Source organism: Dietzia sp. NPDC055343 (assembly GCF_053645265.1).
In genome coordinates, this window is sequence record NZ_JBSHMJ010000010.1 from 22,890 (window position 1) to 45,552 (window position 22,663).

At 68.9% G+C, this 22,663-nt stretch carries 20 protein-coding genes; all 20 read right to left on the reverse strand.

Annotated features, from left to right (window positions below; translation table 11 throughout):
- Nucleotides 1–57 precede the first annotated feature (57 nt).
- Nucleotides 58–657 (reverse strand): guanylate kinase, encoded by a 600-nt coding sequence (gene gmk / locus ACWIE7_RS06905; RefSeq protein ID WP_454068860.1) that lies wholly within the window; start codon nucleotides 655–657, stop codon nucleotides 58–60.
- A gap of 7 nt (nucleotides 658–664) precedes the next feature.
- Complete coding sequence (mihF, locus tag ACWIE7_RS06910; RefSeq protein ID WP_182633042.1) at nucleotides 665–988, reverse strand: integration host factor, actinobacterial type; 324 nt, start codon at nucleotides 986–988, stop codon at nucleotides 665–667.
- A gap of 418 nt (nucleotides 989–1,406) precedes the next feature.
- Entirely contained in the window at nucleotides 1,407–2,258 is an 852-nt protein-coding gene (gene pyrF, locus ACWIE7_RS06915; RefSeq protein WP_452098917.1) for an orotidine-5'-phosphate decarboxylase, read from the reverse strand.
- Complete coding sequence (gene carB / locus ACWIE7_RS06920) at nucleotides 2,255–5,617, reverse strand: carbamoyl-phosphate synthase large subunit (protein ID WP_454068861.1); 3,363 nt, start codon at nucleotides 5,615–5,617, stop codon at nucleotides 2,255–2,257. The genes pyrF and carB overlap by 4 nt, the downstream gene beginning before the upstream one ends.
- A complete protein-coding gene (carA, locus tag ACWIE7_RS06925) occupies nucleotides 5,617–6,828 on the reverse strand; it encodes a glutamine-hydrolyzing carbamoyl-phosphate synthase small subunit (RefSeq protein ID WP_452098919.1) in 1,212 nt (403 codons plus the stop codon). Before carA ends, carB begins: the two co-directional genes overlap by 1 nt.
- Nucleotides 6,825–7,373 (reverse strand): PH-like domain-containing protein, encoded by a 549-nt coding sequence (locus ACWIE7_RS06930; RefSeq protein ID WP_452098920.1) that lies wholly within the window; start codon nucleotides 7,371–7,373, stop codon nucleotides 6,825–6,827. The genes carA and ACWIE7_RS06930 overlap by 4 nt, the downstream gene beginning before the upstream one ends.
- Nucleotides 7,370–8,686 carry a dihydroorotase gene (locus ACWIE7_RS06935; RefSeq protein ID WP_452098921.1) on the reverse strand — a complete coding sequence of 439 codons (1,317 nt, stop codon included), beginning with the start codon at nucleotides 8,684–8,686 and terminating at the stop codon, nucleotides 7,370–7,372. The genes ACWIE7_RS06930 and ACWIE7_RS06935 overlap by 4 nt, the downstream gene beginning before the upstream one ends.
- Nucleotides 8,683–9,624, reverse strand: coding sequence for an aspartate carbamoyltransferase catalytic subunit (locus ACWIE7_RS06940; RefSeq protein ID WP_454068862.1), 942 nt, complete (start codon nucleotides 9,622–9,624; stop codon nucleotides 8,683–8,685). The genes ACWIE7_RS06935 and ACWIE7_RS06940 overlap by 4 nt, the downstream gene beginning before the upstream one ends.
- Nucleotides 9,621–10,211, reverse strand: coding sequence for a bifunctional pyr operon transcriptional regulator/uracil phosphoribosyltransferase PyrR (gene pyrR, locus ACWIE7_RS06945; RefSeq protein ID WP_452098923.1), 591 nt, complete (start codon nucleotides 10,209–10,211; stop codon nucleotides 9,621–9,623). The genes ACWIE7_RS06940 and pyrR overlap by 4 nt, the downstream gene beginning before the upstream one ends.
- A gap of 69 nt (nucleotides 10,212–10,280) precedes the next feature.
- Nucleotides 10,281–10,907: a transcription antitermination factor NusB gene (nusB, locus tag ACWIE7_RS06950; protein ID WP_454068863.1), complete on the reverse strand. Its 627-nt coding sequence runs from the start codon at nucleotides 10,905–10,907 to the stop codon at nucleotides 10,281–10,283.
- A gap of 2 nt (nucleotides 10,908–10,909) precedes the next feature.
- On the reverse strand, nucleotides 10,910–11,473 hold the full coding sequence (gene efp / locus ACWIE7_RS06955) for an elongation factor P (RefSeq protein WP_230928871.1): 564 nt from the start codon (nucleotides 11,471–11,473) through the stop codon (nucleotides 10,910–10,912).
- Between the two features lie 73 nt (nucleotides 11,474–11,546).
- Nucleotides 11,547–12,647, reverse strand: coding sequence for a M24 family metallopeptidase (locus ACWIE7_RS06960; RefSeq protein ID WP_452098925.1), 1,101 nt, complete (start codon nucleotides 12,645–12,647; stop codon nucleotides 11,547–11,549).
- A complete protein-coding gene (gene aroB / locus ACWIE7_RS06965) occupies nucleotides 12,644–13,771 on the reverse strand; it encodes a 3-dehydroquinate synthase (protein WP_452098926.1) in 1,128 nt (375 codons plus the stop codon). The genes ACWIE7_RS06960 and aroB overlap by 4 nt, the downstream gene beginning before the upstream one ends.
- A gap of 169 nt (nucleotides 13,772–13,940) precedes the next feature.
- A complete protein-coding gene (locus ACWIE7_RS06970; RefSeq protein ID WP_454068864.1) occupies nucleotides 13,941–14,492 on the reverse strand; it encodes a shikimate kinase in 552 nt (183 codons plus the stop codon).
- Nucleotides 14,489–15,703: a chorismate synthase gene (gene aroC / locus ACWIE7_RS06975; protein WP_452098928.1), complete on the reverse strand. Its 1,215-nt coding sequence runs from the start codon at nucleotides 15,701–15,703 to the stop codon at nucleotides 14,489–14,491. The genes ACWIE7_RS06970 and aroC overlap by 4 nt, the downstream gene beginning before the upstream one ends.
- Before the next feature lie 46 nt (nucleotides 15,704–15,749).
- Entirely contained in the window at nucleotides 15,750–16,601 is an 852-nt protein-coding gene (locus tag ACWIE7_RS06980) for a shikimate dehydrogenase (RefSeq protein WP_452099062.1), read from the reverse strand.
- A gap of 16 nt (nucleotides 16,602–16,617) precedes the next feature.
- A complete protein-coding gene (locus ACWIE7_RS06985; protein WP_454058447.1) occupies nucleotides 16,618–17,727 on the reverse strand; it encodes an endolytic transglycosylase MltG in 1,110 nt (369 codons plus the stop codon).
- A gap of 156 nt (nucleotides 17,728–17,883) precedes the next feature.
- Nucleotides 17,884–18,384: a Holliday junction resolvase RuvX gene (gene ruvX, locus ACWIE7_RS06990; protein WP_295648208.1), complete on the reverse strand. Its 501-nt coding sequence runs from the start codon at nucleotides 18,382–18,384 to the stop codon at nucleotides 17,884–17,886.
- A complete protein-coding gene (alaS, locus tag ACWIE7_RS06995; protein WP_454068865.1) occupies nucleotides 18,381–21,041 on the reverse strand; it encodes an alanine--tRNA ligase in 2,661 nt (886 codons plus the stop codon). Before alaS ends, ruvX begins: the two co-directional genes overlap by 4 nt.
- 127 nt (nucleotides 21,042–21,168) lie before the next feature.
- Complete coding sequence (locus tag ACWIE7_RS07000) at nucleotides 21,169–22,536, reverse strand: replication-associated recombination protein A (RefSeq protein WP_454058449.1); 1,368 nt, start codon at nucleotides 22,534–22,536, stop codon at nucleotides 21,169–21,171.
- Between the last annotated feature and the right edge of the window lie 127 nt (nucleotides 22,537–22,663).

Sequence of the window (22,663 nt, forward strand, 5' to 3'; positions counted from 1 at the left end):
TGCGGGAAGTTTCGGCCCTGGCCCGGGCCACACTGACGTGGTGCCCGGGCGACGGCACTAGCCGACCAGCAATGATACCAATTGATCGACTGCGGTCTCGAGTTCGTCGTTGACGACGACCTCGTCGAACTCGCCGCGAGCGTCCATTTCGACCTTCGCGGTCTCGAGGCGGCGCGCCACGACCTCGTTCGGCTCCGTGCCGCGACCGCGAAGCCGCTGCTCGAGTTCCTCCCAGGACGGCGGGGCCAGGAAGACCGTTCGCCCCTCCGGGATCGACTCGCGGATCTGGCGGACGCCTTCGAGGTCGACCTCGATGAGAACCGGCCGTCCCGCCTCCAGTGCCTCGTGGACCGGTTCGGCGGGGGTGCCGGACAACTGGAGTCCTCGATGGATCTCCGCCCACTCCAGCATGCGGCCCTCGGCAACGGCGTCCCGGAACTCGTCCGTCGACACGAAGAAGTAGTCGTGCCCGTGGACCTCACCGGGGCGCGGGGCCCGGGTGGTCATCGAGACGCTGAAGTAGAGATCCGAGACGCGCTCGCGAAGGCGGGCTACAACGGTTGACTTGCCGACAGCGGAGGGGCCGGCCAAGACGATCAGCCGGCCCCTCATCGCCGTCGGCTCCGGGTTGTTCGCCCCGGGCGACGGTGTGTTCATGCGTCGATCAGTCGACCGTGAAGTCGAACCGCTCGAGCAGCGCGCGGCGCTGGCGGTCACCGAGACCACGCAGGCGACGCGTGGGCGCGATCTCCAGCTCGGTCATGATCTCCTGAGCCTTGACCTTGCCGACCTTGGGCAGAGCCTCGAGCAGCGCCGAGACCTTCATCTTGCCGAGGATCTCATCGGTCTCAGCGTCCTTGAGCACCTGCTTGAGGTCGGTGCCGCCGCGCTTCAGGCGCTCCTTGAGCTCAGCCCGGGCACGACGGGCCGCAGCCGCCTTCTCCAGAGCAGCAGCGCGCTGCTCATCGGTCAACTGGGGAAGGGCCACAATTCCTCCGTCTCGTTCGTGTGTGTCTCATGACTCACGCGGATGTCCAAGGTAGGACACCAGCGTCTGGTGTGCGGTGACCGTCCCCGGCGCGTCCGCGGGCTGCGGATCGTTCCGGAAGCGGGCGCTCCCTCGTGCTCACCGTACCCGGGCGGTACCGCCTCCCTGACGGAGCCGGCGACCGCATCGGGCCTGATGACCTCAGCAACAGTACGCGGCCGGTTGGCCGTGCACCCGCACGGGGTCCCGTGTGGAACCCTGCCTGACATGCGGTTTGACGTTTTGAGGTTAGAGGCAGACTAGCCCTGCGTGCTCGTGGATGCGACTCGAAACGCCTGAAAAATGCAGTCGATGATCTCCTCGACGCCCCGGCGGTCGTTACCGCTGTGAGAGGTGGGTACCGAGAGGAAAACGGTGCTCAGGGGGCGTCGGCAAAGCTGAACTGCCCCGAGAGATCCGTGACGACAGCGCGCATCGCGCCGACGTCGGGGCCCGCCCGCAGGACGTGCCGGGAGACGTTCACCAGGGTGGCGGGCAGTGCCGGGCCGGCGATCCGTCGCACGTCCGCGAGTGTGCCCCCCTGCTCCCCCACCCCCGGCATGAGAACCGGGCCGCGGAGCCGCTCGAGGACGGGTGGGTCCGCGACGGTCGCACCCACGACGACGCCGAACGAACCCACGTCATCCGGGAACGCACCGGTGTTCCGACGCCCGATCTCGTCGACCACCGACTGCGCGACGGTGCCGTCCGTCCCCACCGCACCCTGGAGCCCGCCGGCCTCCGGATTGGACGTACGTGCCAGCACGAACAGCCCGCGCCCGGTCGAGGCCGCGGCGTCGAACGCGGCATCCAACGACCCCACGCCGAGATAGGGCGACACGGTGAGCGCGTCACACGCGAGCGGTGATCCGTCGGCGAGCCACGCCCGGGCGTATCCCGCCATGGTGGACCCGATGTCGCCACGCTTGGCGTCGGCGACGGAGAGGGCTCCCGCGGTAGTGATCGAGGAGAGCACCTCCTCGAGCACGGCGATACCAGCGGAACCGTGCTCCTCGAAGAACGCCACCTGGGGCTTGATCGCGGGGACGAGGTCGCCGAATGCCTCCAGCGCGCGTCGGGAGAACTCGGCGACGCCGGCTGGGCCCACCCCCAACCCCCAGGCCTCGAGCAGCGCCGGGTGCGGATCGATTCCCACGCACAGGTTCCCGCGGTCGGCGACTGCGGACCGGAGGCGAGCACCGAACGAGGCCCGGGGGTCGGTTTCGGTCATCGCGTGGCGAACCACGAGTGCAGCTGCTGCAACGGGCTGACCGCCACGTCGCCCTGACGCATCGCCTCGATGCCGTGCACTGCGGCGGTGGCACCCTGAACGGTGGTGACGCACGGGACCCGGCGTGAGATCGCAGCGGAACGGATCTCGTAACCGTCCGCGCGCGTGCCGCCCGTCGACGAGGCGATGTTCAGGATCAGGTCGACCTCGTCCGCGTTGATCCGATCGACGATGGTCCGAACCGGCCCACCGTCGGCGTCGACCGGTCCCGCGCCCGACTCGGTGAGCTTCGCGACGGTCTCGCACGCGATCCCGTATCGGCGGAGCATCAGAGCCGTGCCCTCGGTGGCCAGGACGGTGAACCCGAGAGCCGCGAGGCGCTGGGCCGGGAACACCATCGAACGCTTGTCGCGGTTGGCGACGGAGACGAAGACCGTGCCCGACGTCGGCAGGACGCCCTCCGCGGAAAGCTGGCCCTTGGCGAAGGCCACGGCGAAGTCCGGGCCGATTCCCATGACCTCGCCGGTGGACTTCATCTCAGGACTGAGGAGGGAGTCCACGGTGTTCCCCTCCGGGGTGCGGAAACGGTTGAACGGCAGAACCGCTTCCTTGACCGCGACAGGGGCGTCGGAGGGCAGCGAGCCACCGTCGCGGTCCGCGGGCAGCAGACCTTCCGCACGCAGGTCGGCGATCGACTCGCCCATCATGATGCGCGCGCACGCCTTGGCCAGGTGGACACCCGTCGCCTTCGACACGAACGGCACCGTGCGGCTGGCGCGCGGGTTCGCCTCGAGGACATACAGGATGTCGTCCTTGATCGCGTACTGGACGTTCATCAGACCCTTGACGCCGATTCCGAAGGCGAGTGCCTCGCTCGAGCGGCGAACCCGGTCGATGTCGTCCTGACCCAGGGTGATGGGCGGGAGCGCACACGCGGAGTCGCCGGAGTGGATCCCGGCCTCCTCGATGTGCTCCATGACGCCCCCCAGGTAGACCTCGGTGCCGTCGCACAGCACGTCGACGTCGATCTCCACCGCGTCATCGAGGAAGCGGTCGACCAGGACCGGACGGTCCGGGCTGATCTCGGTGGCGCGATCGATGTAGGACCGGAGCGAGTCCTCGTCGTACACGATCTCCATCCCACGTCCCCCGAGGACGTACGAGGGACGGACGAGCACCGGATAGCCGATGTTCCCGGCGATCTCGGTGGCCTCGTCGGCGTTGATGGCGGTGCCGAAGGCGGGCGCCGGCAGGCCGGCCTTGACGAGCACCTCGCCGAATTCACGGCGGTCCTCGGCGAGGTCGATGGCGGACGGGCTGGTCCCGACGATCGGAACGCCCGCGTCCTCGAGTTGCGCGGCGAGACCCAGAGGCGTCTGGCCGCCGAGCTGGACGAGCACGCCGGCCACGGTCCCGGACTCCGACTCAGCGTGGTAGACCTCCATGACGTCCTCGAACGTCAGCGGCTCGAAGTACAGACGGTCGGCCGTGTCGTAGTCGGTGGAGACGGTCTCCGGGTTGCAGTTGACCATGACCGTCTCGTAGCCGGCCTCGGAGAGTGTGAGCGCGGCGTGGACACACGAGTAGTCGAACTCGATGCCCTGGCCGATCCGGTTGGGGCCGGAGCCCAGGATGATGACCTTCTCGCGCTCGGTCTGCGGGGCCACCTCGGACTCGGCCGCCGGGTCCAGTTCGTAGGTCGAATAGTGGTACGGCGTCTTCGCCTCGAATTCGGCCGCACAGGTGTCGACCGTCTTGTAGACCGGTCGGACCCCGAGCCGGTGACGCAGCCGCTGAACCCCCTCGGCGCCGGCGAACTCAGGACGGAGCGCCGCGATCTGGGCATCGGAGAGGCCGTTGTGCTTGGCCCTGCGCAGAAGGCTCTCATCGACGACCGGGGCGTCGACGATCTCGCGGCGGAGGGCGACGAGCTCCTCGACCTCGTACAGGAACCACGGGTCGATCGACGAGGCCTCGTAAACCTGCTCGACCGTGGCACCCAGGCGCAGCGCGAGCTCGACGTCGTACATGCGGCCCTCGGTCGGGCGACGCAGGTCGTCGAGAACAGCCGCCACGTCCGTGGACCGACCCGGGGCGATCGCTTCGTCGGTCAGGGTCCAGAATCCGGCGGCCTTGGTCTCGAGCGAGCGCATGACCTTCCCCAGCGCCTCGCGGTAGTTGCGTCCCAGGCTCATGGCCTCGCCGACCGACTTCATCGTGGTGGTCAGCGTGTCGTCGGCTCCGGGGAACTTCTCGAACGCGAAGCGCGGTGCCTTCACCACGACGTAGTCGAGGGTGGGCTCGAAGCTCGCAGGAGTCTCGCCCGTGATGTCGTTGGTGATCTCATCCAGCGAGTAGCCGATGGCGAGGCGCGCCGCGATCTTCGCGATGGGGAATCCCGTGGCCTTGGAGGCCAGTGCCGACGAGCGGGACACACGCGGATTCATCTCGATCACCACGAGACGGCCGTCCACCGGGTTGATCGCGAACTGGATGTTGCACCCGCCGGTGTCCACGCCGACGGCGCGGAGGATGTCGATACCGATGTCCCGCATGTTCTGGAACTCGCGGTCGGTGAGCGTCATCGACGGCGCGACGGTCACCGAGTCACCGGTGTGGACACCCAGCGCGTCCACGTTCTCGATCGAGCAGATCACGACGACGTTGTCCTTGTTGTCGCGCATGAGCTCGAGCTCGAACTCCTTCCACCCGAGGATCGACTCCTCGATGAGGACGTTCGCGGTCGGCGAGGCCGCGAGGCCGCCGCCGGCGATCCGCTCGAGGTCGTCCATGGTGTAGGCGAGGCCCGAACCGAGGCCGCCCATGGTGAAGGACGGACGCACGACGACCGGCAGTCCGAGCTCGGCGACGGTCGCGTGGACCTCCTCCATGGTGTGGCAGACCGCGCTGCGGGCGGACTCCCCACCGACGCCGGCGACGATGTCCTTGAACATCTGACGGTCCTCGCCCCGGTTGATGGCCGGGATGTCGGCGCCGATGAGCTCGACGTCGTGCTTGGCGAGGATCCCCTGCGCATCGAGCTGCATCGCGGCGTTGAGGGCCGTCTGACCGCCGAGCGTCGCCAGGACGGCGTCGACGGGGTGCCCCTCGGCCGCTTCCTTGGTGAAGATCTTGTCGATGTACTCGGGGGTGATCGGCTCGACGTACGTGGCGTCGGCGAACTCCGGGTCGGTCATGATCGTGGCCGGGTTCGAGTTGACCAGCGTGACCCGCAGGCCCTCGGAGCGCAGGACACGGCAGGCCTGTGTGCCCGAGTAGTCGAACTCGCACGCCTGCCCGATGACGATCGGGCCGGAGCCGATGACGAGGACGTGGTTGATGTCTGTGCGGCGGGGCATCAGAGGGCGCCCTTTCTGGTGTCTGCGGACCCGGCGACGGACGAACCGAGCAGGTCGACGAAGCGGTCGAAGAGGTTGGCGGCGTCACGTGGGCCGGCCGCGGCCTCGGGGTGGTACTGGACGGAGAACGCACTGCCGTCGGCGAGAGCGACGCCCTCGACGGTCCCGTCGTTGGCGCAGATGTGCGTCACCTTCGCCGATCCCCACGGCGTCTGCCAGGTCTCGGACTCGGGTGCACGGAGCGCGAAACCATGGTTCTGCGAGGTGATCGCCACGTTGCCGGTGGCTTTCTCGATCACCGGGATGTTGGTTCCCCGGTGGCCGAAGCGCATCTTGTAGGTCTCCAGGCCCAGTGCGCGGCCGAGGATCTGGTTACCGAAGCAGATGCCGAAGAACGGGATGCCCTGGCTCAGGACCTCTTTGGTCAGGTGCACCGCGGCGTCGGCGGTCGCGGGGTCGCCGGGCCCGTTCGACAGGAACACGCCGTCGACGTCCAGGTCGAGCACATCCGCCAGCGTCGACGAGGCGGGGATGACATGGACCCGCACACCGCGCTCGGCGAGCATCCGCGGGGTGTTGGACTTGATTCCCAGATCCAGCGCGGCAACCGAGTAGCGTGCCTCGCCCTCGGCCGGCTCCACTACATACGCGTTCTCCGTGGTGACCTCGTCAGAGAGGGACGCCCCGGCCATGGATTCCTGCGCACGCACGGTCGCGACCATCGACTCGTCATCGGCCAGGTCCTCACCCGAGAAGATGCCGGCCTTCATGGCGCCCCGGTCGCGGATGTGTCGTACGACCGCGCGGGTGTCGATGTCGGCGACGCCGATGATCTCCTGGGCGATCATCTCGTCCTCGAGGGTGCGCTCCGCGCGGAAGTTCGAGGCGCGTCGCGATAGATCGCGGACGACCAGGCCGGACACCCAGATCCGACCGCCTCGGTCCTCGCCGTCGAGGAGCGACTCGCCGTCCTCGTCGTTCCAGCCGGTGTTACCGATCTGGGGTGCGGTCGTCACGACGATCTGCCGGCAGTACGACGGGTCCGTCATCGTCTCCTGGTAGCCGGACATCGCCGTGGTGAAGACAGCCTCGCCGAGCGTGGTGCCGCGAGCGCCGAAGGCGGTGCCGCGATGGATGCGACCGTCCTCGAGGACGAGCGCGGCGGGCTCGCGTGCTCCTGGCTTCGCGGGCGTGTTGTTCTGCGATGTCACTGCTTCTCCTCGGTGGTGGAGGTCGGGGTGTCGGTCCGGTCGGAGGGCGCGGCGTCACCGCGGAGCGCCTCCCAGCGCGGATAGCTGTCTTTGTCGTCGGCCCGGAATCCCGAGTCGATGACCGTGCGTCCTCCTGGTGCGGTGACCTGCCACCGGGCGGCGAGGATGCCTCCGCCGGGGACGGTCTTGTTCGCCAGCGCGGAGGTCCGGCGCACGCCGATCAGGTCGGCGCGGGGAATCCACACCACGTCGGTGGCGAGTTCGAGGAGAAGCCCGTCGGTGTATGCCGTGAGGGTCGCGGCCGAACGGTGCCCGAGCGGTGGGCGCGCGATCCTGGCCTGCCAGTCCCCGGCCACCGTGCTGCCGACGTAGACGCCGGTCAGCGGTCCCAGCACCACGGCGCCGGGATCGGCGGGGGGCTGCGGTAGCGAGTCGAACAGGCCCGCCTGTGACCGGCTGCGGTTGCGCCATCCCAGCGTCATCAGGCCGATCAGGAGGAGCAGCAGGACGATCATCACGAGCGCTGTCCAGAAGTCCTGGTTCATGCGAGTACCTTCCCGTCGCGGCTGGTCATGCGCCCGTGGTAGACGGTGCCCACCACCCTCGCCGCGAATGTCATCCCCTCGTAGGGGGTATTGGCGGACAGGCTGGCGAGGTCCTCGCCGATCACCGTCCAGGAGGAATCGGGGTCGACGACGGCGAGGTTTGCGGGCTCCCCCACCTCGATCGGTCGCCCCTGGTCGGTCAGACCGGCGATCTCGGCGGGCCGGACGCTCATGACGCGGGCGAGATCACGCCAGGTCATGTCGCCGGTGTCGATCAGAAGTGCGGCGACGATCGGGAGCGCGGTCTCGAGGCCCAGCATTCCCGGGCGGGCCGCGGCGAACTCACAGCACTTCTCCTGTGCTGCGTGGGGTGCGTGATCGGTCGCGACGCAGTCGATGACCCCGGAAACCAGCGCCTCGCGGAGCGCGCGGGCATCGTGTGCCTCGCGAAGCGGGGGGTTGACCCGGTAGACGCCGTCGTAGGTCTCCAGCCGCGAGTCGTCCAGCAGTAGATGATGGGGGGTGACCTCGGCGGTGATCGAGATCCCCTGGGATTTCGCCCACGCGAGCAGTTCCACCGTCCCGGTTGTCGACGCGTGACAGATGTGCACGCGCGCGCCGGCGTCCCGCGCCAGAATCGCGTCACGGGCGACGATGGATTCCTCGGCGGACCGGGGCCAGCCGGTGAGACCGAGGCGAGCCGCGGTCGGGCCCTCATGTGCGACGGCGCCACGGGTGAGCCGCGGCTCCTCGGCATGCTGGGCTATGAGGACACCGAGCCCGGCCGAATACTCGAGGGCCCGACGCATCACCAGCGGGTCGTATACGCACATGCCGTCGTCCGAGAAGATCTTGACCTTCGCCGCACCGTCGGCCATCTGCCCCATCTCTGTGAGCTGCTCGCCCTTGAGTCCGACGGTGACCGCTCCGACGGGATGGACGTCGCACAATCCGACCTCGCGCCCGATCCGCCACACGGAGTCGGTGACCGTCTGGTTGTCCTGAGGTGGCTGAGTGTTGGCCATCGCGAAGACGGCGGTGTAGCCGCCCAGTGCTGCGGCCGCGGAACCCGAGGCGATGGTCTCGGTGTCCTCGCGGCCCGGCTCGCGCAGGTGCGTGTGCAGATCGACGAAACCCGGGAGGAGGACCGCGCCGTCGAGATCGTGGACCTCCGCGTCGGCGGGGGGCCCCTCGCCGGCGCCGGGCCCGAGCGCCGCGATGTGTCCGTCCCGGATGAGGACGTCTACGGGGTCCCCCTCGCCGTAGGGACGGACCCGACGCAACAGCAGGGTCGGGGATTCGGGGACGGTCACTCGGTGGTTCCTTCCATTCCGACGAGAGTGTGGAGGAGAACAGACATGCGGAGGTGGACGCCGTTGGTCACCTGCTGGAGGATCGCCGAGGACGGGGCATCAGCCACATCGAAGCCGATCTCCATCCCCCTGACCATCGGCCCGGGGTGCAGGACCACGACATCCTCGCCCAGCCGAGCGGCGCGAGCGGGTCCCAGCCCGTAGCGCACCGCGTACTCGCGGGCGGACGGGAAGAACCCGCCGTTCATCCGCTCGGCCTGGACCCGGAGCATCATCACCGCGTCTGCACCGGCGAGTTCGACGTCCAGATCGGTGGACGCGCGGACGGGCCAGCCGTCCACGCCCACGGGCAGCAGGGTCGGCGGGGCGACGAGGACCACCTCGGCGCCGAGAGTTGACAGGAGCAGTGCGTTGGAGCGGGCCACGCGAGAGTGGAGGATGTCCCCGACGATCACGACCCGACGGCCCTCGATGCCCCCCATCCGCTCCCGGAGGGTCATCGCATCGAGGAGAGCCTGGGTCGGATGCTCGTGCATCCCGTCACCGGCGTTGATCACCGACGGCCCGACGCCGCCCGGAGACACCCATCGTGCGATCTGCGTGGACGATCCGGAGGCCGGGTGCCGCACGATCAGTGCGTCGGCGCCGATCGCCGTGAGGGTCAGGGCGGTATCGCGCAGTGATTCGCCCTTCTGCACAGAGGAGGCACTTGCCGACACGTTGATGACGTCGGCGCTCATCCACTTGCCGGCGGTCTCGAACGAGACGCGCGTCCGGGTGGAATTTTCGTAGAACACCGTGAGCACGGTCTTCCCGCGCAGGGTCGGAAGCTTGCGCACCTCGCGGCCGAGGAGCGTCTCTTTGAGCCTGCCGGCTTCGTCGAGGATCGACAGCGCCGTGTCCCGGTCTAGCTCGGCGGCGGAGAGCAGGTGCTTCATCGGTTCTCCTCCGGGACGGGGCGCCGGAGTACCACCGCGTCGGCCCCGTCGATCTCGCTCAACTGCACCGACACGCCCTCCTCCCGCGACGTGGGGACGTTCTTGCCTACGTAGTCCGCCCGGATGGGTAGTTCGCGGTGGCCCCGGTCGACCAGCACGGCCAGCTGGACGCGGGCGGGGCGGCCGAGATCCCGCAGCGCGTCGAAGGCCGCGCGGATCGTCCGCCCAGAGAACAGGACATCGTCGACGAGGATGACGGTCGCGCCATCGATGCCCTCGGCGGGAACCCTGGTCGGGTTCATCGGCCTGTGCGGACCGCCGGCCAGATCGTCGCGGTACAACGTGACGTCGATCGATCCCGCATGGACGGCGACTCCGCTGAACTCGCGGATTCGATCCGCCAGCCGGGCGGACAGTGGAACGCCGCGCGTGGGAATGCCGAGCAGGACGACGGAGCCCGCATCCGGGGAGTCCGCGGCGGTACGTTCAATGATCTGATGGGCCAGGCGGGACACCGTCCTGGCCACGTCTTCGGACGTGAAGAGTGACACCGAGTTCGCGTTCGTATCCGAACCTTCAGCGCTCACCGATCACCACCTCCTTGTCCGCCTCACTGGACGGCTCGTTAAAGGGATAGTTTTCGATACCGAACTCTATCAGTCCGCGGTCCCCGCTCCCGGCTCGGTGGAAGTGGCCTCCGACACGTCCTTCGACACCTCGGTATCCGCTTCCGCAGTATCCTCTGCCGACTCTGCCGACCCGACCGACTCGGACGCCGACGCCGACGCCGCACCCGACGATGACCCCAGCACCGAGACCGCCTGCTCGGCAGCCCGGATGTGCTCGGCGAGGCCGGCGATCCGGTCCAGGACGGCATTGACGTACGGCACCGACTTCTCAGCCGACAGATCCGACACGAGCAGAACCGACTGATCGATCACGATGGCCGATTCGACCTGCTCGGTCCCGAACAGCAGCTCCCATGCGCCTGCACGGAGCACGGCACGGTCCACCGCGGGCAGACGCTCGAGCGTCCACTCACGTAGGTGCTCGGAGATCATCGAATCGAGCCGGTCCAGGCGCTCGGCGACGCCTGCCACGATCTCCATGGTGAATGGTGCGACATCGTGGAACTCCTGGGAGTCCTCGCCCATCCGGCGACGCTCCTCAGCGAGTTCGACGACATCGGCATCGCGCAGCTCCGCCTCGAACAGGAGCGAGACGGCACGCCTGCGCGCCCGGTACCGGGACCCCCGGCTCCGGTGATCGACCTCTTCCGCCATGATCAGTCGTTCACCCGGCTGAGGTAGTGGCCGTCACGGGTGTCGATGCGCAGCTTGTCGCCGGTGTTGATGAACAGCGGAACCTGGACCTCGGCACCGGTCTCGAGGGTCGCCGGCTTGGTGCCGCCGGTCGACCTGTCACCCTGCAGGCCCGGATCGGTGTGCTGGACGACCAGGTCGACCGCGACCGGCATCTCGGCGAACAGCGGCAGGCCCTCGTGCATCGAGACCTGGACGCTGGTGTTCTCGAGCAGGAAGCGCGCGCCGTCCCCCATCACGACCGGCGAGACGTTGATCTGCTCGAAGTCCTGCTCGTCCATGAGGACGTAGTCCTCACCATCGCGGTACAGAAAAGTCATGTCCCGGCGGTCGACGGTGGCGGTCTCCACCTTCACGCCGGCGCTGAACGTCTTGTCGATGTTCTTGCCGGAGACCACGTTCTTCATCTTGGTCCGCACGAACGCCGGGCCCTTGCCGGGCTTGACGTGCTGGAACTCGACGATCTGCCACAGCTGGCCCTCCTCTTTGAGGACGAGACCGTTCTTGAAGTCGGCGGTGGACGCCATGGTGGGTACTCCTTCGAAAGTCGTCCGCGGGCGGCCGGGAGAGCTGCCTCGCGGATAGTCGTGGATCTGGCCCTCAGAGAACGCTGAAGGCCTTCGAGGTAGTCGTCAGGGACCTGCCGCCACCGCCGCTGACGGCCACGGTGTCCTCGATTCGGATCCCGCCGAGGTCCGGAAGGTAGATTCCGGGCTCGATGGTGATCACATCGCCGTCGGACAGTGTACTCGTGGACCTGCTGGACACAGCGGGCGCTTCATGCACGTCCAACCCCACACCGTGCCCCAGGGAGTGACCGAAGTAACCGCCGTAGCCCGCGGAGTCGATGATGCCGCGGCTGACCGCGTCCAGATCCGAGCAGGCGATCCCCGGCCGGACGGCCGCCACACCGGCGAGTTGCGCCTCCAGTACGACGGCATAGGCGTCGACGAGTCGGCCCGGTGCCTGTCCCAATGCCACGGTCCTCGTGCAGTCAGACGAATATCCCCCGACCATCGCGCCGAAGTCGATCACCACGAGTTCGCCGTCGGCGAGCAGACGGTCTCCGGGGACATGGTGCGGGTGCGCGCCGTTGGGGCCACTCGCCACGATCGTCTCGAACGCGACGCCGTCGGAACCCGCGCGGCGCATGGCGTGCTCGAGGTCGGCCGCCACGTCGCGTTCGCTCCGACCGGCTGCGATCGCGCCGCTGGTCAGCAGGTGCGTCCAGGCGTCATCAACGACACCACAGGCTCGTTCGATGAGGGCGACCTCGGAGTCGTCCTTTCGCCGACGGACCTGCTCGACCACGCCACTGGTCTCGATCACCCCGGTGTCGGGGGCGCCGACGTCCGCCATCGCCCGCCGCAGCGCGGAAGCCGCCGTCAGGGTCAGCTCGTCCGCCTCCACCGCGAGCGGTGCATCAGCCGGACCCCGGCGACGGCCGAGCACACCGCTCACGTACTCGCGCGAGATCACGTGTCCGACATCCGGGGCCTGTTCCACGACCTGCAGTTCGTACCGCGAATCCGTGCACAGCACCGCCCCCCCGTCGGTCTCGACCAGGACCGCCCCGCCCGAACCTCGGAAACCGGTCAGATAGGCGATGTTGCGTGGATCGGTGACCAACAGAGCGGTGGCACCGGTGTCCACCAGTGCTGCTCCGACCGCCTCCCTCCGGTCCGCGAACCGCCCGGTCACAGCAGGATCCCCCCGCCGCTCGGCTTCCGGCCCTCTGAAATGGCGGCGTAGGCGGCGGTCATCAGCGTGGGGTCCGGTGCCTCCATACGTGAGGGCCGCGCCAGCCCGTCGAGAACGACCAGTCGGAGGAAGCCGGAGTGGTTCTTCTTGTCTCCGGCCATCAGTTCGAGAAGGCGCGGGAACGCGTCCTCGTCATAGCCGGTCGGCAGACCGATCGAGGACAGGATCGACCTGTGGCGATCCGCCGTCGCATCGTCCAGCCGCCCGGCCAGTCGGGCCAGTTCGGCCACGAAGCACATCCCGACGCTGATCGCGCCACCGTGCCGCCACCGGTACTGCTCGCGCCGCTCCACGGCATGGCCCAGGGTGTGCCCGTAGTTGAGGATCTCGCGGAGCCCGGATTCCTTCAGATCCTGGCCGACTACGTCCGCCTTGACCTGGACGCTGCGGCGGATGAGGTCGACGATGATCTCGCCGCCCGGGTCTAGTGCGGCCTCGGGGTCCGCCTCGATGAGATCGAGGATCTCGGGGTCCGCGATGAAGCCGCACTTGACGACCTCGGCCATTCCCGAGATCAACTCGTTGCGCGGAACGGTCTCCAACGTCGCGGTGTCGATGAAGACCGCAGCCGGCTCGTGGAAGCTGCCCACGAGGTTCTTCCCGGCGTCGGTGTTGATGCCGGTCTTTCCTCCGACAGCCGCGTCCACCATCGCCAGGAGCGTGGTGGGGATGTGGATGACGCGCACGCCACGCATCCAGGTGGCGGCGACGAACCCGGCGAGATCGGTGGCTGCGCCGCCGCCCAGGCTGACGATGGTGTCCTTCCGGTTCACCCCGATCTGCCCCAACACGTCCCAACAGAACCCCGCCACGGCGAGATCCTTGCCCGCCTCGGCGTCGGGGATCTCGATGCGGTGTGCGTTGACGCCCGCCTCCTCGAGCTTCTCGCGGACCGCCTCGGCGGTCTGTGCCAGCGGGGGCTGGTAGAAGATCGCGACCGTCCGAGACGCGGAACAGGCCTCGATGATCTCGGGGAGCAGGCCACGCCCGATGACGACCGGGTACGGGGACTCCGAACGCACCTCCACGACTACGGGCTCGTTGGTGTTCGATTCGTGGTTCATCTGCAGCTCCCGCTCGTCGCTTGTCGCCGTCTCCGGCTCGTCTCAAGGTGAATATGTGGGCCCCGGCGGTCCCGGGCCGTCGCCCTCCGGACAGTTCGCCGACCCGGCCCGTTCCCGATGCTCCACCCGGGCCCCACGCCCAGGCTAGGGGGAATGGCCGGGCGCACGGTCACGGTTGCCGGCTTCTCCGCCTCGGATGCGGGTCACCGGACTCGAGTCTGTCGACGATGTCCGCCACCACCTTGCCGGAACTACGGCGCTCCGAGCTGACCGTGGTCCACGCGACCTCGCGGTACAGGGGTGAGCGCTCCGTGAGCAGCGCCTGGTAGCGAGCGGTCGCGTCGCCACCCGCGAGAAGCGGCCGGCCCGGCCCACGCGATCGCCGGACGCCCTCGGCCACACCGATGGTCAGGTGCACCACCTTCAGGCCCCTCAGCCGATGTCGCGTCGCCTCGGAGAGCACCGCGCCACCGCCGAGGGACAGGACGCCGTCGAATGATTCGAGAGTCTCGCCGATGACGCGCTCCTCGATGCGACGGAACTCCGGCTCCCCGCAGGTCGCGAAGATATCGGGGATGGAGCGGCCCTCCGCGTCCTCGATCAGGTGATCGGCGTCGCGGAAGGGGACGTCGAGGCGGCGTGCCAGCTTCCGTCCGATGGTCGTCTTGCCGGCACCGGGCGGCCCCACGAGCACGGCGACCGGTCGTGCCGGGACGCTCATGCCTGGTCCGTCGTCCAGTTCAGACGCTCGGCCACCGCGGCACGATACCCCTCGACGTTCCGGCGGGTCTCGCCGAGCGAATCGCCACCGAACTTCTGGAGCACGGAACGGGCAAGCACCAGCGCCACCATCGACTCGGCGACCACACCTGCGGCCGGGACGGCGCAGACGTCGGAACGCTGGTGAATCGCGGTCGCAGCGGATCCGTCCGCCATATCCACGGTGCTCAGCGCGCGCGGAACAGTGGAGATCGGCTTCATGGCGGCGCGCACCCGCAGCGCCTGCCCGTTGGTCATGCCGCCCTCGAGACCACCGGCACGGTTGCTGCGACGCTCGACGCCGCCGGCGCCCCGGTCCATCTCATCGTGGGCGACACTTCCGCGGCGACGGGCGGTCTCGAAGCCGTCACCGACCTCGACGCCCTTGATCGCCTGGATGCCCATGAGCGCACCGGCGAGTTGGGCGTCCAGGCGCTCCTCCCCCGACACATGGGATCCAAGGCCGATGGGTAGACCGTGGACCACCACCTCGACGACACCGCCGAGCGTGTCACCGGCCTTCTTGGCCGCCTCGATCTCGGAGATCATCGACTCCCCCGCCGCAGCGCCGAACGCCCGCACGGGGCTCGCGTCGATCGCCTCGAGGTCGGAGAAACCGGGCTCGGCACCGACGTAGGGATCCGAGGCGCCGATCGAGATCACGTGGGAGAGCACCTCGACGCCCAGCACGTCGCGCAGTACCGCGCGCGCCACCGTGCCGGCGGCGACACGGGCCGCGGTCTCCCGGGCGCTGGCGCGCTCGAGAACCATCCGGGCGTCGTCGAAGTCGTACTTGAGCATTCCGGAGAAATCGGCGTGGCCGGGACGCGGACGGGTCAGGAGCGCTGCCCGCGCCTTGTCATCGATCGACTCGGGATCGACCGGGTCGGCGGACATGATCTGCTCCCACTTCGGCCATTCGGTGTTTCCGACCTCGATCGCGATGGGCGAGCCCATCGTGCGACCGTGTCGCACACCGCCGAGGACGCGCACCGCGTCGGCCTCGAATTTCATCCGCGCGCCACGGCCGTACCCGAGACGACGCCGCGCAAGCTGCGCAGCGATCTCCTCGCTCGTCACCTCCACGTCGGCGATGACGCCCTCGATGATCGCCACGAGGGCCTGGCCATGGGATTCTCCGGCGGTGGTCCACTTCAGCACGTCGCCGATCATCCCATGACCTCGTGTGCCCAGGCACATCAGGCCCGCCGGAGGGGCCTCACCGGCCGAGTGCCTCCGCGAGAGCGGCGGCCATCTGGTCTCGAGGTGCGGGCAGCCCGGTAAACAGTTCGACCTGACCGAAGGCCTGATTGAGCAGCATCACGTCCCCGCCCACCACCGGGATCCCGGCTGCGGCGGCAACGGCGCCGGCGGCGGTGGGCCACGGGTCGTACAGCACGTCGAACAGTCGATGCGAACGGGAGACCAGATCGACGATCTCCCTGACGCCCGGCTCGGGAACAGTGTTGACCAGGACGTCGGCGTCCGCGATGGCCGCGGGCAGCGACGCGTCGCGGAGGAGAACCGTGGTCACCTCCAACCCGAGTTCGCGCCCACAGTCGGCGGCGGGGCCGGAATTGTCCCGGCGTGAGGCCAGGACCACCCGGTTGGCACCCATGGCGGCCAGGCCCGCCAGGACCGGCCGTGCGGTCCCGCCCACCCCGAGAACGACCGCCGACGGCGAGGCGGGCAGGTCACCGAACGCGGCGAGCGCGCCCGTCACGCCGTCGACGTCCGTGCAGTCGGCGAACCAGCCGCCGTCCCGCCGGACGAGCGTATTGGCGCTCCCCACGATCCGAGCGCGTTCGCTCACCGCCGAGGCGTATTCCAGCGCCGCGAACTTCCCCGGCATGGTGACCGAGTAGCCGATCCGATGACCGGGTGAGTCGTCGACGACGGCAGGGAGCATCGCCTCGTCGCAATCGATTCGCTCGTACGTCCAGCCCGCCAATCCGAGGGCGCGGTAGGCCGCTCCGTGCAGGACCGGTGACAGAGAATGATCCACGGGGTGGCCGAGGACCGCTGCAGACCGCGGCCCCCCCGGCGCGACCGGGCCGCCGCCCGCCCCGATGACGTCGGGCGGCAGCTCAGCGCCCACTTGCCAGGACCCCGTTCGCGATGGCCTCACTCTGGTTGCGTTCGTGCTCCGGGTAGTCGTCGGCGAACCTGGTCGTGCCCTGCATGTCGACCGTGACGAAGTAGAGCCAGGCACCTTCGGCCGGGTTCTCCATCGCACGCAGCGCATCGAGGCCCGGCGAGCCGATGGGGCCGTACGGCAGCCCGTCCATCGCGTAGGTGTTCCAGGGCGTGGCCGCCGCGCGGTCGTCGTCGGTCGTGGCGATCTCCTGATCGGCGAGCGCATAGTTCACCGTCGAGTCGAACTGGAGCTGCATCGGCTCGGCCAGACGGTTGAGGATGACCCGCGCCACCTTGTCGAAGTCCTGGAGAGTGCCCTCCTTCTCGACGAGCGAGGCCGAGGTCAGCAACTGGTACGGCGTCAGACCGATCCTCTCGGCGGACGGAGTCAGGCCGGTGGCGTCGTAGGACGCCGTGGAGGACTCGATCAGCTGCCGGAGGATCTCCGCGGGTTCGCCGTGCGGATCGATGTTGTGCACGCCGGGCGACACCAGTCCCTCGAGGCGACGTACCGGATCGGGAGCCGCCTGGACCTCGTTGATCGCCCAGGCCGGGACCCCCAGCGCAGCGGGGTCGATCTGGACCGCGGCGTCCACGATCTCCTGCGGCTGTCGGCAGGCGGGCTCGCTGTCCGGCGAATCGAGGTCACGGGTACACGTCGCGTCCGCGATCAGGGTGTATATCCCCTTCTCCGTACCACCACCGACGACGACGGTGTCAAGAAGACGGCCACCGGGCTTGACGTCGATGAATCCGACACGGTTCTCCGGATCCGACAACGCCTCCACCGCGGCGGCGGCACTCATCTTCTGCTGCACCTGGTAGTAGCCCGGCTGTATGCCCTCTACAGGCGTCCCGGTGGCCGCGGCGGTGAATGCCCGCGTGCTCGCGATGGCGCCGACGTCGTAGAGGCGGTCACCCACCATGCCCAGTGAATCGCCGGCCTCGACATGCAACAAGGCGTTCCCGGTGCCCGAGCCGTCGAAGTCCGGAGCCGCACCGGTCTGGTTGTTGATATTGCGGAATGCCATGAACCCGAATGCCAGGACCACTCCGATCACGGCCGCCAGGAGGAGGAACCGGGTGGTACCCCCCGTGCGTGGTCGTCCTCGTGCCGCAGACATCATGCTCCTCGGTCAGGGATTAGAGGGAGCTGTCCCGCGGACAGCATCGTGCTCGGCGGCGAGTTTATCCAGCCCGCAGGTGCGACGCGCCGATCACCCTCGGGCGCGCCGCGACTCGATCCAGGCCTGGAGCAGGACCACGGCCGCCGCCTGATCGATGACATCGCGCTGTTTCCTGGTGTTTCGGCCGGCTCCATGGAGCGCGGCCCCCGCGGTCACCGTGGTGAGCCTCTCGTCCACGAACTCCACCGGCAGCCCCGGGGACGACGTGGACAGAGCAGCCACGAACGAGCGGGCCATCGCGGTGGAGGCGGTCTCCCGCCCCTTCAGCGAGGTCGGTAGTCCGACCACCACCCCGACCGCGTCGTACTCCTCGACGAGGTCGGACAGACGGCGGATCTCCGCCCCCCAGCCCGGGTCCCCGTCGACGACCCGGATCGTCTCTACAGGAGTGGCGAGGATCCCGTCGGGGTCGCACGAGGCGACCCCGATCCGGGCGGTCCCCACGTCGAGACCCACCCGGCGACCCCGCGTCCATCCCGCCGCCGGCGTGACGTCGCTCCCGCCGACCGGGCCGTGGCCGGCGGCACTCACACGGCGTCCTGTACAGCGGTGCGCAGCGCCGCCACCGCAGCGTCGATCCCGGTCGGATCAGTACCCGCGCCCTGGGCCATGTCGGGCTTTCCTCCGCCGCGGGCCCCGATCGCCGGGGCGATGGCCTTGACCAGGTCGCCGGCCTTGAGACCCCGCTCCTGCGCGGTCTTGGTGACGGCGATGACGAACGGCACCTTCCCCTCGCCCGGAGCCGTGAGCAACACGACGGCGGGCTCGGAGCCGAGTCGACCCTTGAGGTCGGAAGCGAGCGTCCGGAGATCGCCGGCAGCGGCCCCCGGCGCGTTATGGGCGAGGAAGCGGACCCCGCCCAGATCCTCCGCAGCGGCGGCGAGGCCCGCGGCCTGGGCGGTGAGCTGGGCGGCACGCAGCGCATCCAGCGACTTCTCGGCCTCACGCAGTCTCGCGGCCAGCGCCGCCACGCGATCCGGCACCTCGTCGGTGGGAGCCTTGAGCGACGCGGCGAGCCCGGACACGAGCGCCCGCTCCTTCGCCTGGTGGCGGTAGGCGTCCATACCGACGAAGGCCTCGACGCGACGGATGCCGGAGCCGACGGATGACTCACCGAGCAGGCTCACCGGGCCGATCTGCGCCGAGTTCGCCACGTGGGTTCCACCACACAGCTCCATCGAGAACGGCCCGCCGATCTCGACGACCCGGACCTGAGACCCGTAGTTCTCCCCGAACAGGGCCATCGCACCCATCCGCTTGGCCTCGTCCAGCGAGGTCTCCACCGTGTTGACGGTGTAGTCCGCATCGACGGCGGTGTTGGTGACCTCCTCGACCTGCGCGAGGACGTCGGAGGGAATCGAGCCGCTCCAGTTGAAGTCGAACCGCATGTACCCGGGCTTGTTCAGCGAGCCCGCCTGCACGGCCTCCGGCCCGAGGATCTGGCGCAGCGCGGCGTGGACGAGGTGGGTGGCCGAATGGCCCTGGGTGGCGCCCTTGCGCCAGTCCCGATCGACCGCGGCGGTGACGAGCTGCCCCGCCTCGGCCTGTCCGGCGGTCACGACGCCCTTGTGAACCCAGAGCTTCTTACCGATCTTCTGCACATCGTCGACGCGCATCTGGAAACCGGCGGTCGAGATGAGCCCGCGGTCGCCGATCTGCCCGCCCGACTCCGCATAGAACGGGGTGCGGTCGAGCAGGAACTCGACCTCGTCGCCCTCGCTCGCCACCGGCACGGAGACGCCCCTGGAGACGATGCCCAGCAGCGTCGCCTCGTCGGACAGGTCCGTGAACCCGGTGAAGACGGTCTCCCCGGCGTCGAGGAAGTCCCGATACACCGACAGGTCCGCGTGCGCATGCTTCTTGGCCCGCGAATCTGCCTTGGCCCGGGCACGCTGCTCGGCCATGAGTGACCGGAATCCGTCCTCGTCCACCTCGAGGCCCGCCTCGGCCGCCATCTCCAGCGTGAGGTCGATCGGGAATCCGTGGGTGTCGTGCAGGGCGAATGCCTGGCTTCCCGAGAGGACCGCGGCGCCGGAACCGCGGGCGTCCTCCGCCGCGCGCTCGAACAACTGGGTGCCGGACTCGAGAGTCTTGAGGAACGCCGCCTCCTCGGCCACTGCGATCCGCTCGATGCGGTCATAGCCCGCGATCGTCTCCGGGAACGAGGGGCCGATGGCGTCACGGACGGTCGCCATGAACTCGGCCATCGTCTCCGTGGACGCCCCGAGCAGGCGGACAGAGCGCACGATGCGACGAAGCAGCCGGCGGAGGATGTACCCGCGGCCCTCGTTGCCCGGCGTGACCCCGTCGGAGATCAGCATGTACGCGGTGCGCGCGTGATCGGCGATCACACGGAACCGCACGTCCGCGGCGCCGTCCACGCCATACCTCGCGCCCGACAGGCGCTCGGCGGTGTCGATCACCGGGCGCAGCAGGTCGGTCTCGTAGACGTTCTCCACCCCCTGGAGAAGGAACGCGACGCGCTCCACGCCCATGCCGGTGTCGATATTCTGCTTGGGCAACGGCCCGAGGATCTCGAACGCGTCCTTGCCGGTGCCCTCGCCGCGCTCGTTCTGCATGAACACGAGGTTCCAGATCTCGATGTACCGGTCCTCGTCCGCCTCCGGGCCGCCCTCGACCCCGTACGCCGGCCCGCGGTCGTAGAAGATCTCCGAGCAGGGACCGCAGGGGCCCGGGACGCCCATCGACCAGTAGTTGTCCGCCATCCCACGACGCTGGATCCGGGCCTCCGTCAGACCGATCACATCACGCCAGATACCGAAGGCCTCGTCGTCGTCGAGATAGACGGTGACCCACAGCAGAGCCGGATCGATCCCGAACCCGCCCTCGTCGACGGGCGTGGTGAGCAGCGACCACGCGTGGCGGATCGCCCCCTCCTTGAAGTAGTCACCGAAGGAGAAGTTGCCGGCCATCTGGAAGAACGTGTTGTGACGCGTGGTGATGCCGACCTCCTCGATGTCGAGGGTGCGCACACACTTCTGGATGGATGTCGCCGTGGCGTAGGCGGGGGTCTCCTGCCCGAGGAAGTACGGCTTGAACGGGACCATGCCCGCGTTCACGAACAGCAGATTGGGATCGTCGAGCACCAGCGACGCACTGGGGACCTCGGTATGTCCGGCCTTGACGAAATGGTCGAGAAAACGGCGCCGGATCTCATGGGTCTGCACTGGGAAGCCTCGCTGGGGTCTACGAAAGGACGTATCGGTCGACTCCCCAGACTACCGCTGACGCCGAGAACGACCGAGATGCCCGGTGCCGCGGCCGGCAAAGCCGTGTGCGCCCGGCTTCTCGGCCCTACGACCCGCCCCGGGTGATCGAACGCAGCCTGGCCAGGCGGGCCGCGAGTTCACGCTCATGGCCGTGACCGCTCGGCGCGTAATAGTCCCTGCCCACCAGTTCGTCGGGCGGATACTGCTGCGTGGCGACACCGGCCGGTGCATCGTGTGCATACCGGTACCCCACCCCGTTGCCCAGGCCCTTCGCGCCCGCATAGTGCCCGTCCCGCAGGTGCTTGGGAACCTCACCCACTCCCCCCGCCCGCACGTCGGACATCGCGGCATCGATCGCGGAGATGATCGCATTGGACTTGGGCGCCGTCGCGAGGTGAACCGTCGCCTGGGCCAGGGCCAGGCGGCACTCGGGCAGGCCGACCTTCTGGACGATCTCCGCGGCCGCGGTGGCTGCCAACAACGCCGTGGGATCGGCCATCCCGATGTCCTCGCTCGCGTGCACCATCAATCGGCGGGCGATGAAACGGGGATCCTCGCCGGCGACCAGCATGCGGGCGAGATAGTGCAGCGCGGCATCCGCGTCGGACCCGCGGATGGACTTGATGAACGCGCTCGTGACGTCGTAATGCTGGTCACCGTCGCGGTCGTATCGCACTGGGGCCGAATCCAGGCTCAGCTCCACGATCTCCGGCGTCACCGAACCGTCCTCCGCGGCGCCGGCGGCGGCCTCGAGGATCGTCAGACTACGACGGGCGTCCCCTCCGGCGAGGCGGACGATGTCAGCGACCGCCTCGTCCGTGACGTTTACCTGCCCGCCCAGACCTCGCTCGTCCGCCACCGCGCGACGCAGTACGGTCTGCACCCCCTCGTCGTCGAGTCCCCGGAGCTCTGCGATGAGCGATCGACTGAGCAACGGGGCGATCACCGAGAAGTGGGGGTTCTCCGTGGTCGCGGCCACCAGTAGAACGATCCCGTTCTCCACGGCGGCCAGGAGCGCGTCCTGCTGACTCTTGGAGAACCGGTGCACCTCGTCGATGAACAGGACGGTGCGTTGACCGTGGATCTGGCGGGTCCGGGCGTCGTCGATCACCGCACGGACGTCCTTGACCCCGGCGCTCAGCGCTGACAACGCCACGAAATGCCGACCCGACGTGCTCGCGACCAGGTTCGCCAGAGTCGTCTTACCGGTGCCCGGCGGGCCGTACAGGATCACCGACGAGCCACCGCGGCCCTCGACCAGGCGTCGAAGCGGCGAGTTGTCCCGCAGCAGGTGGTCCTGACCGATGACCTCCTCGAGCGCACGTGGCCGCATGCGGACGGCCAGCGGTGCCGAGGGGTCGACGACCCGCCCCCCGCTGAGCGGGGAGCCGGAACCCGTCCCGGCCGCTCCGGGCGACCCGGGCGTGGCGAACAATCCGGCCTCGTCAGTCACACGGTCAGGTTACCGGGCCGCTCCGACACGCCGCGTCCACGTGCCCGACAGGTGAACGTTGGTCCAACTATCGGGCGGAACGCTTCCGCAGATGACGCCTATGCGCTTGACTGGAGCATCGGATCGG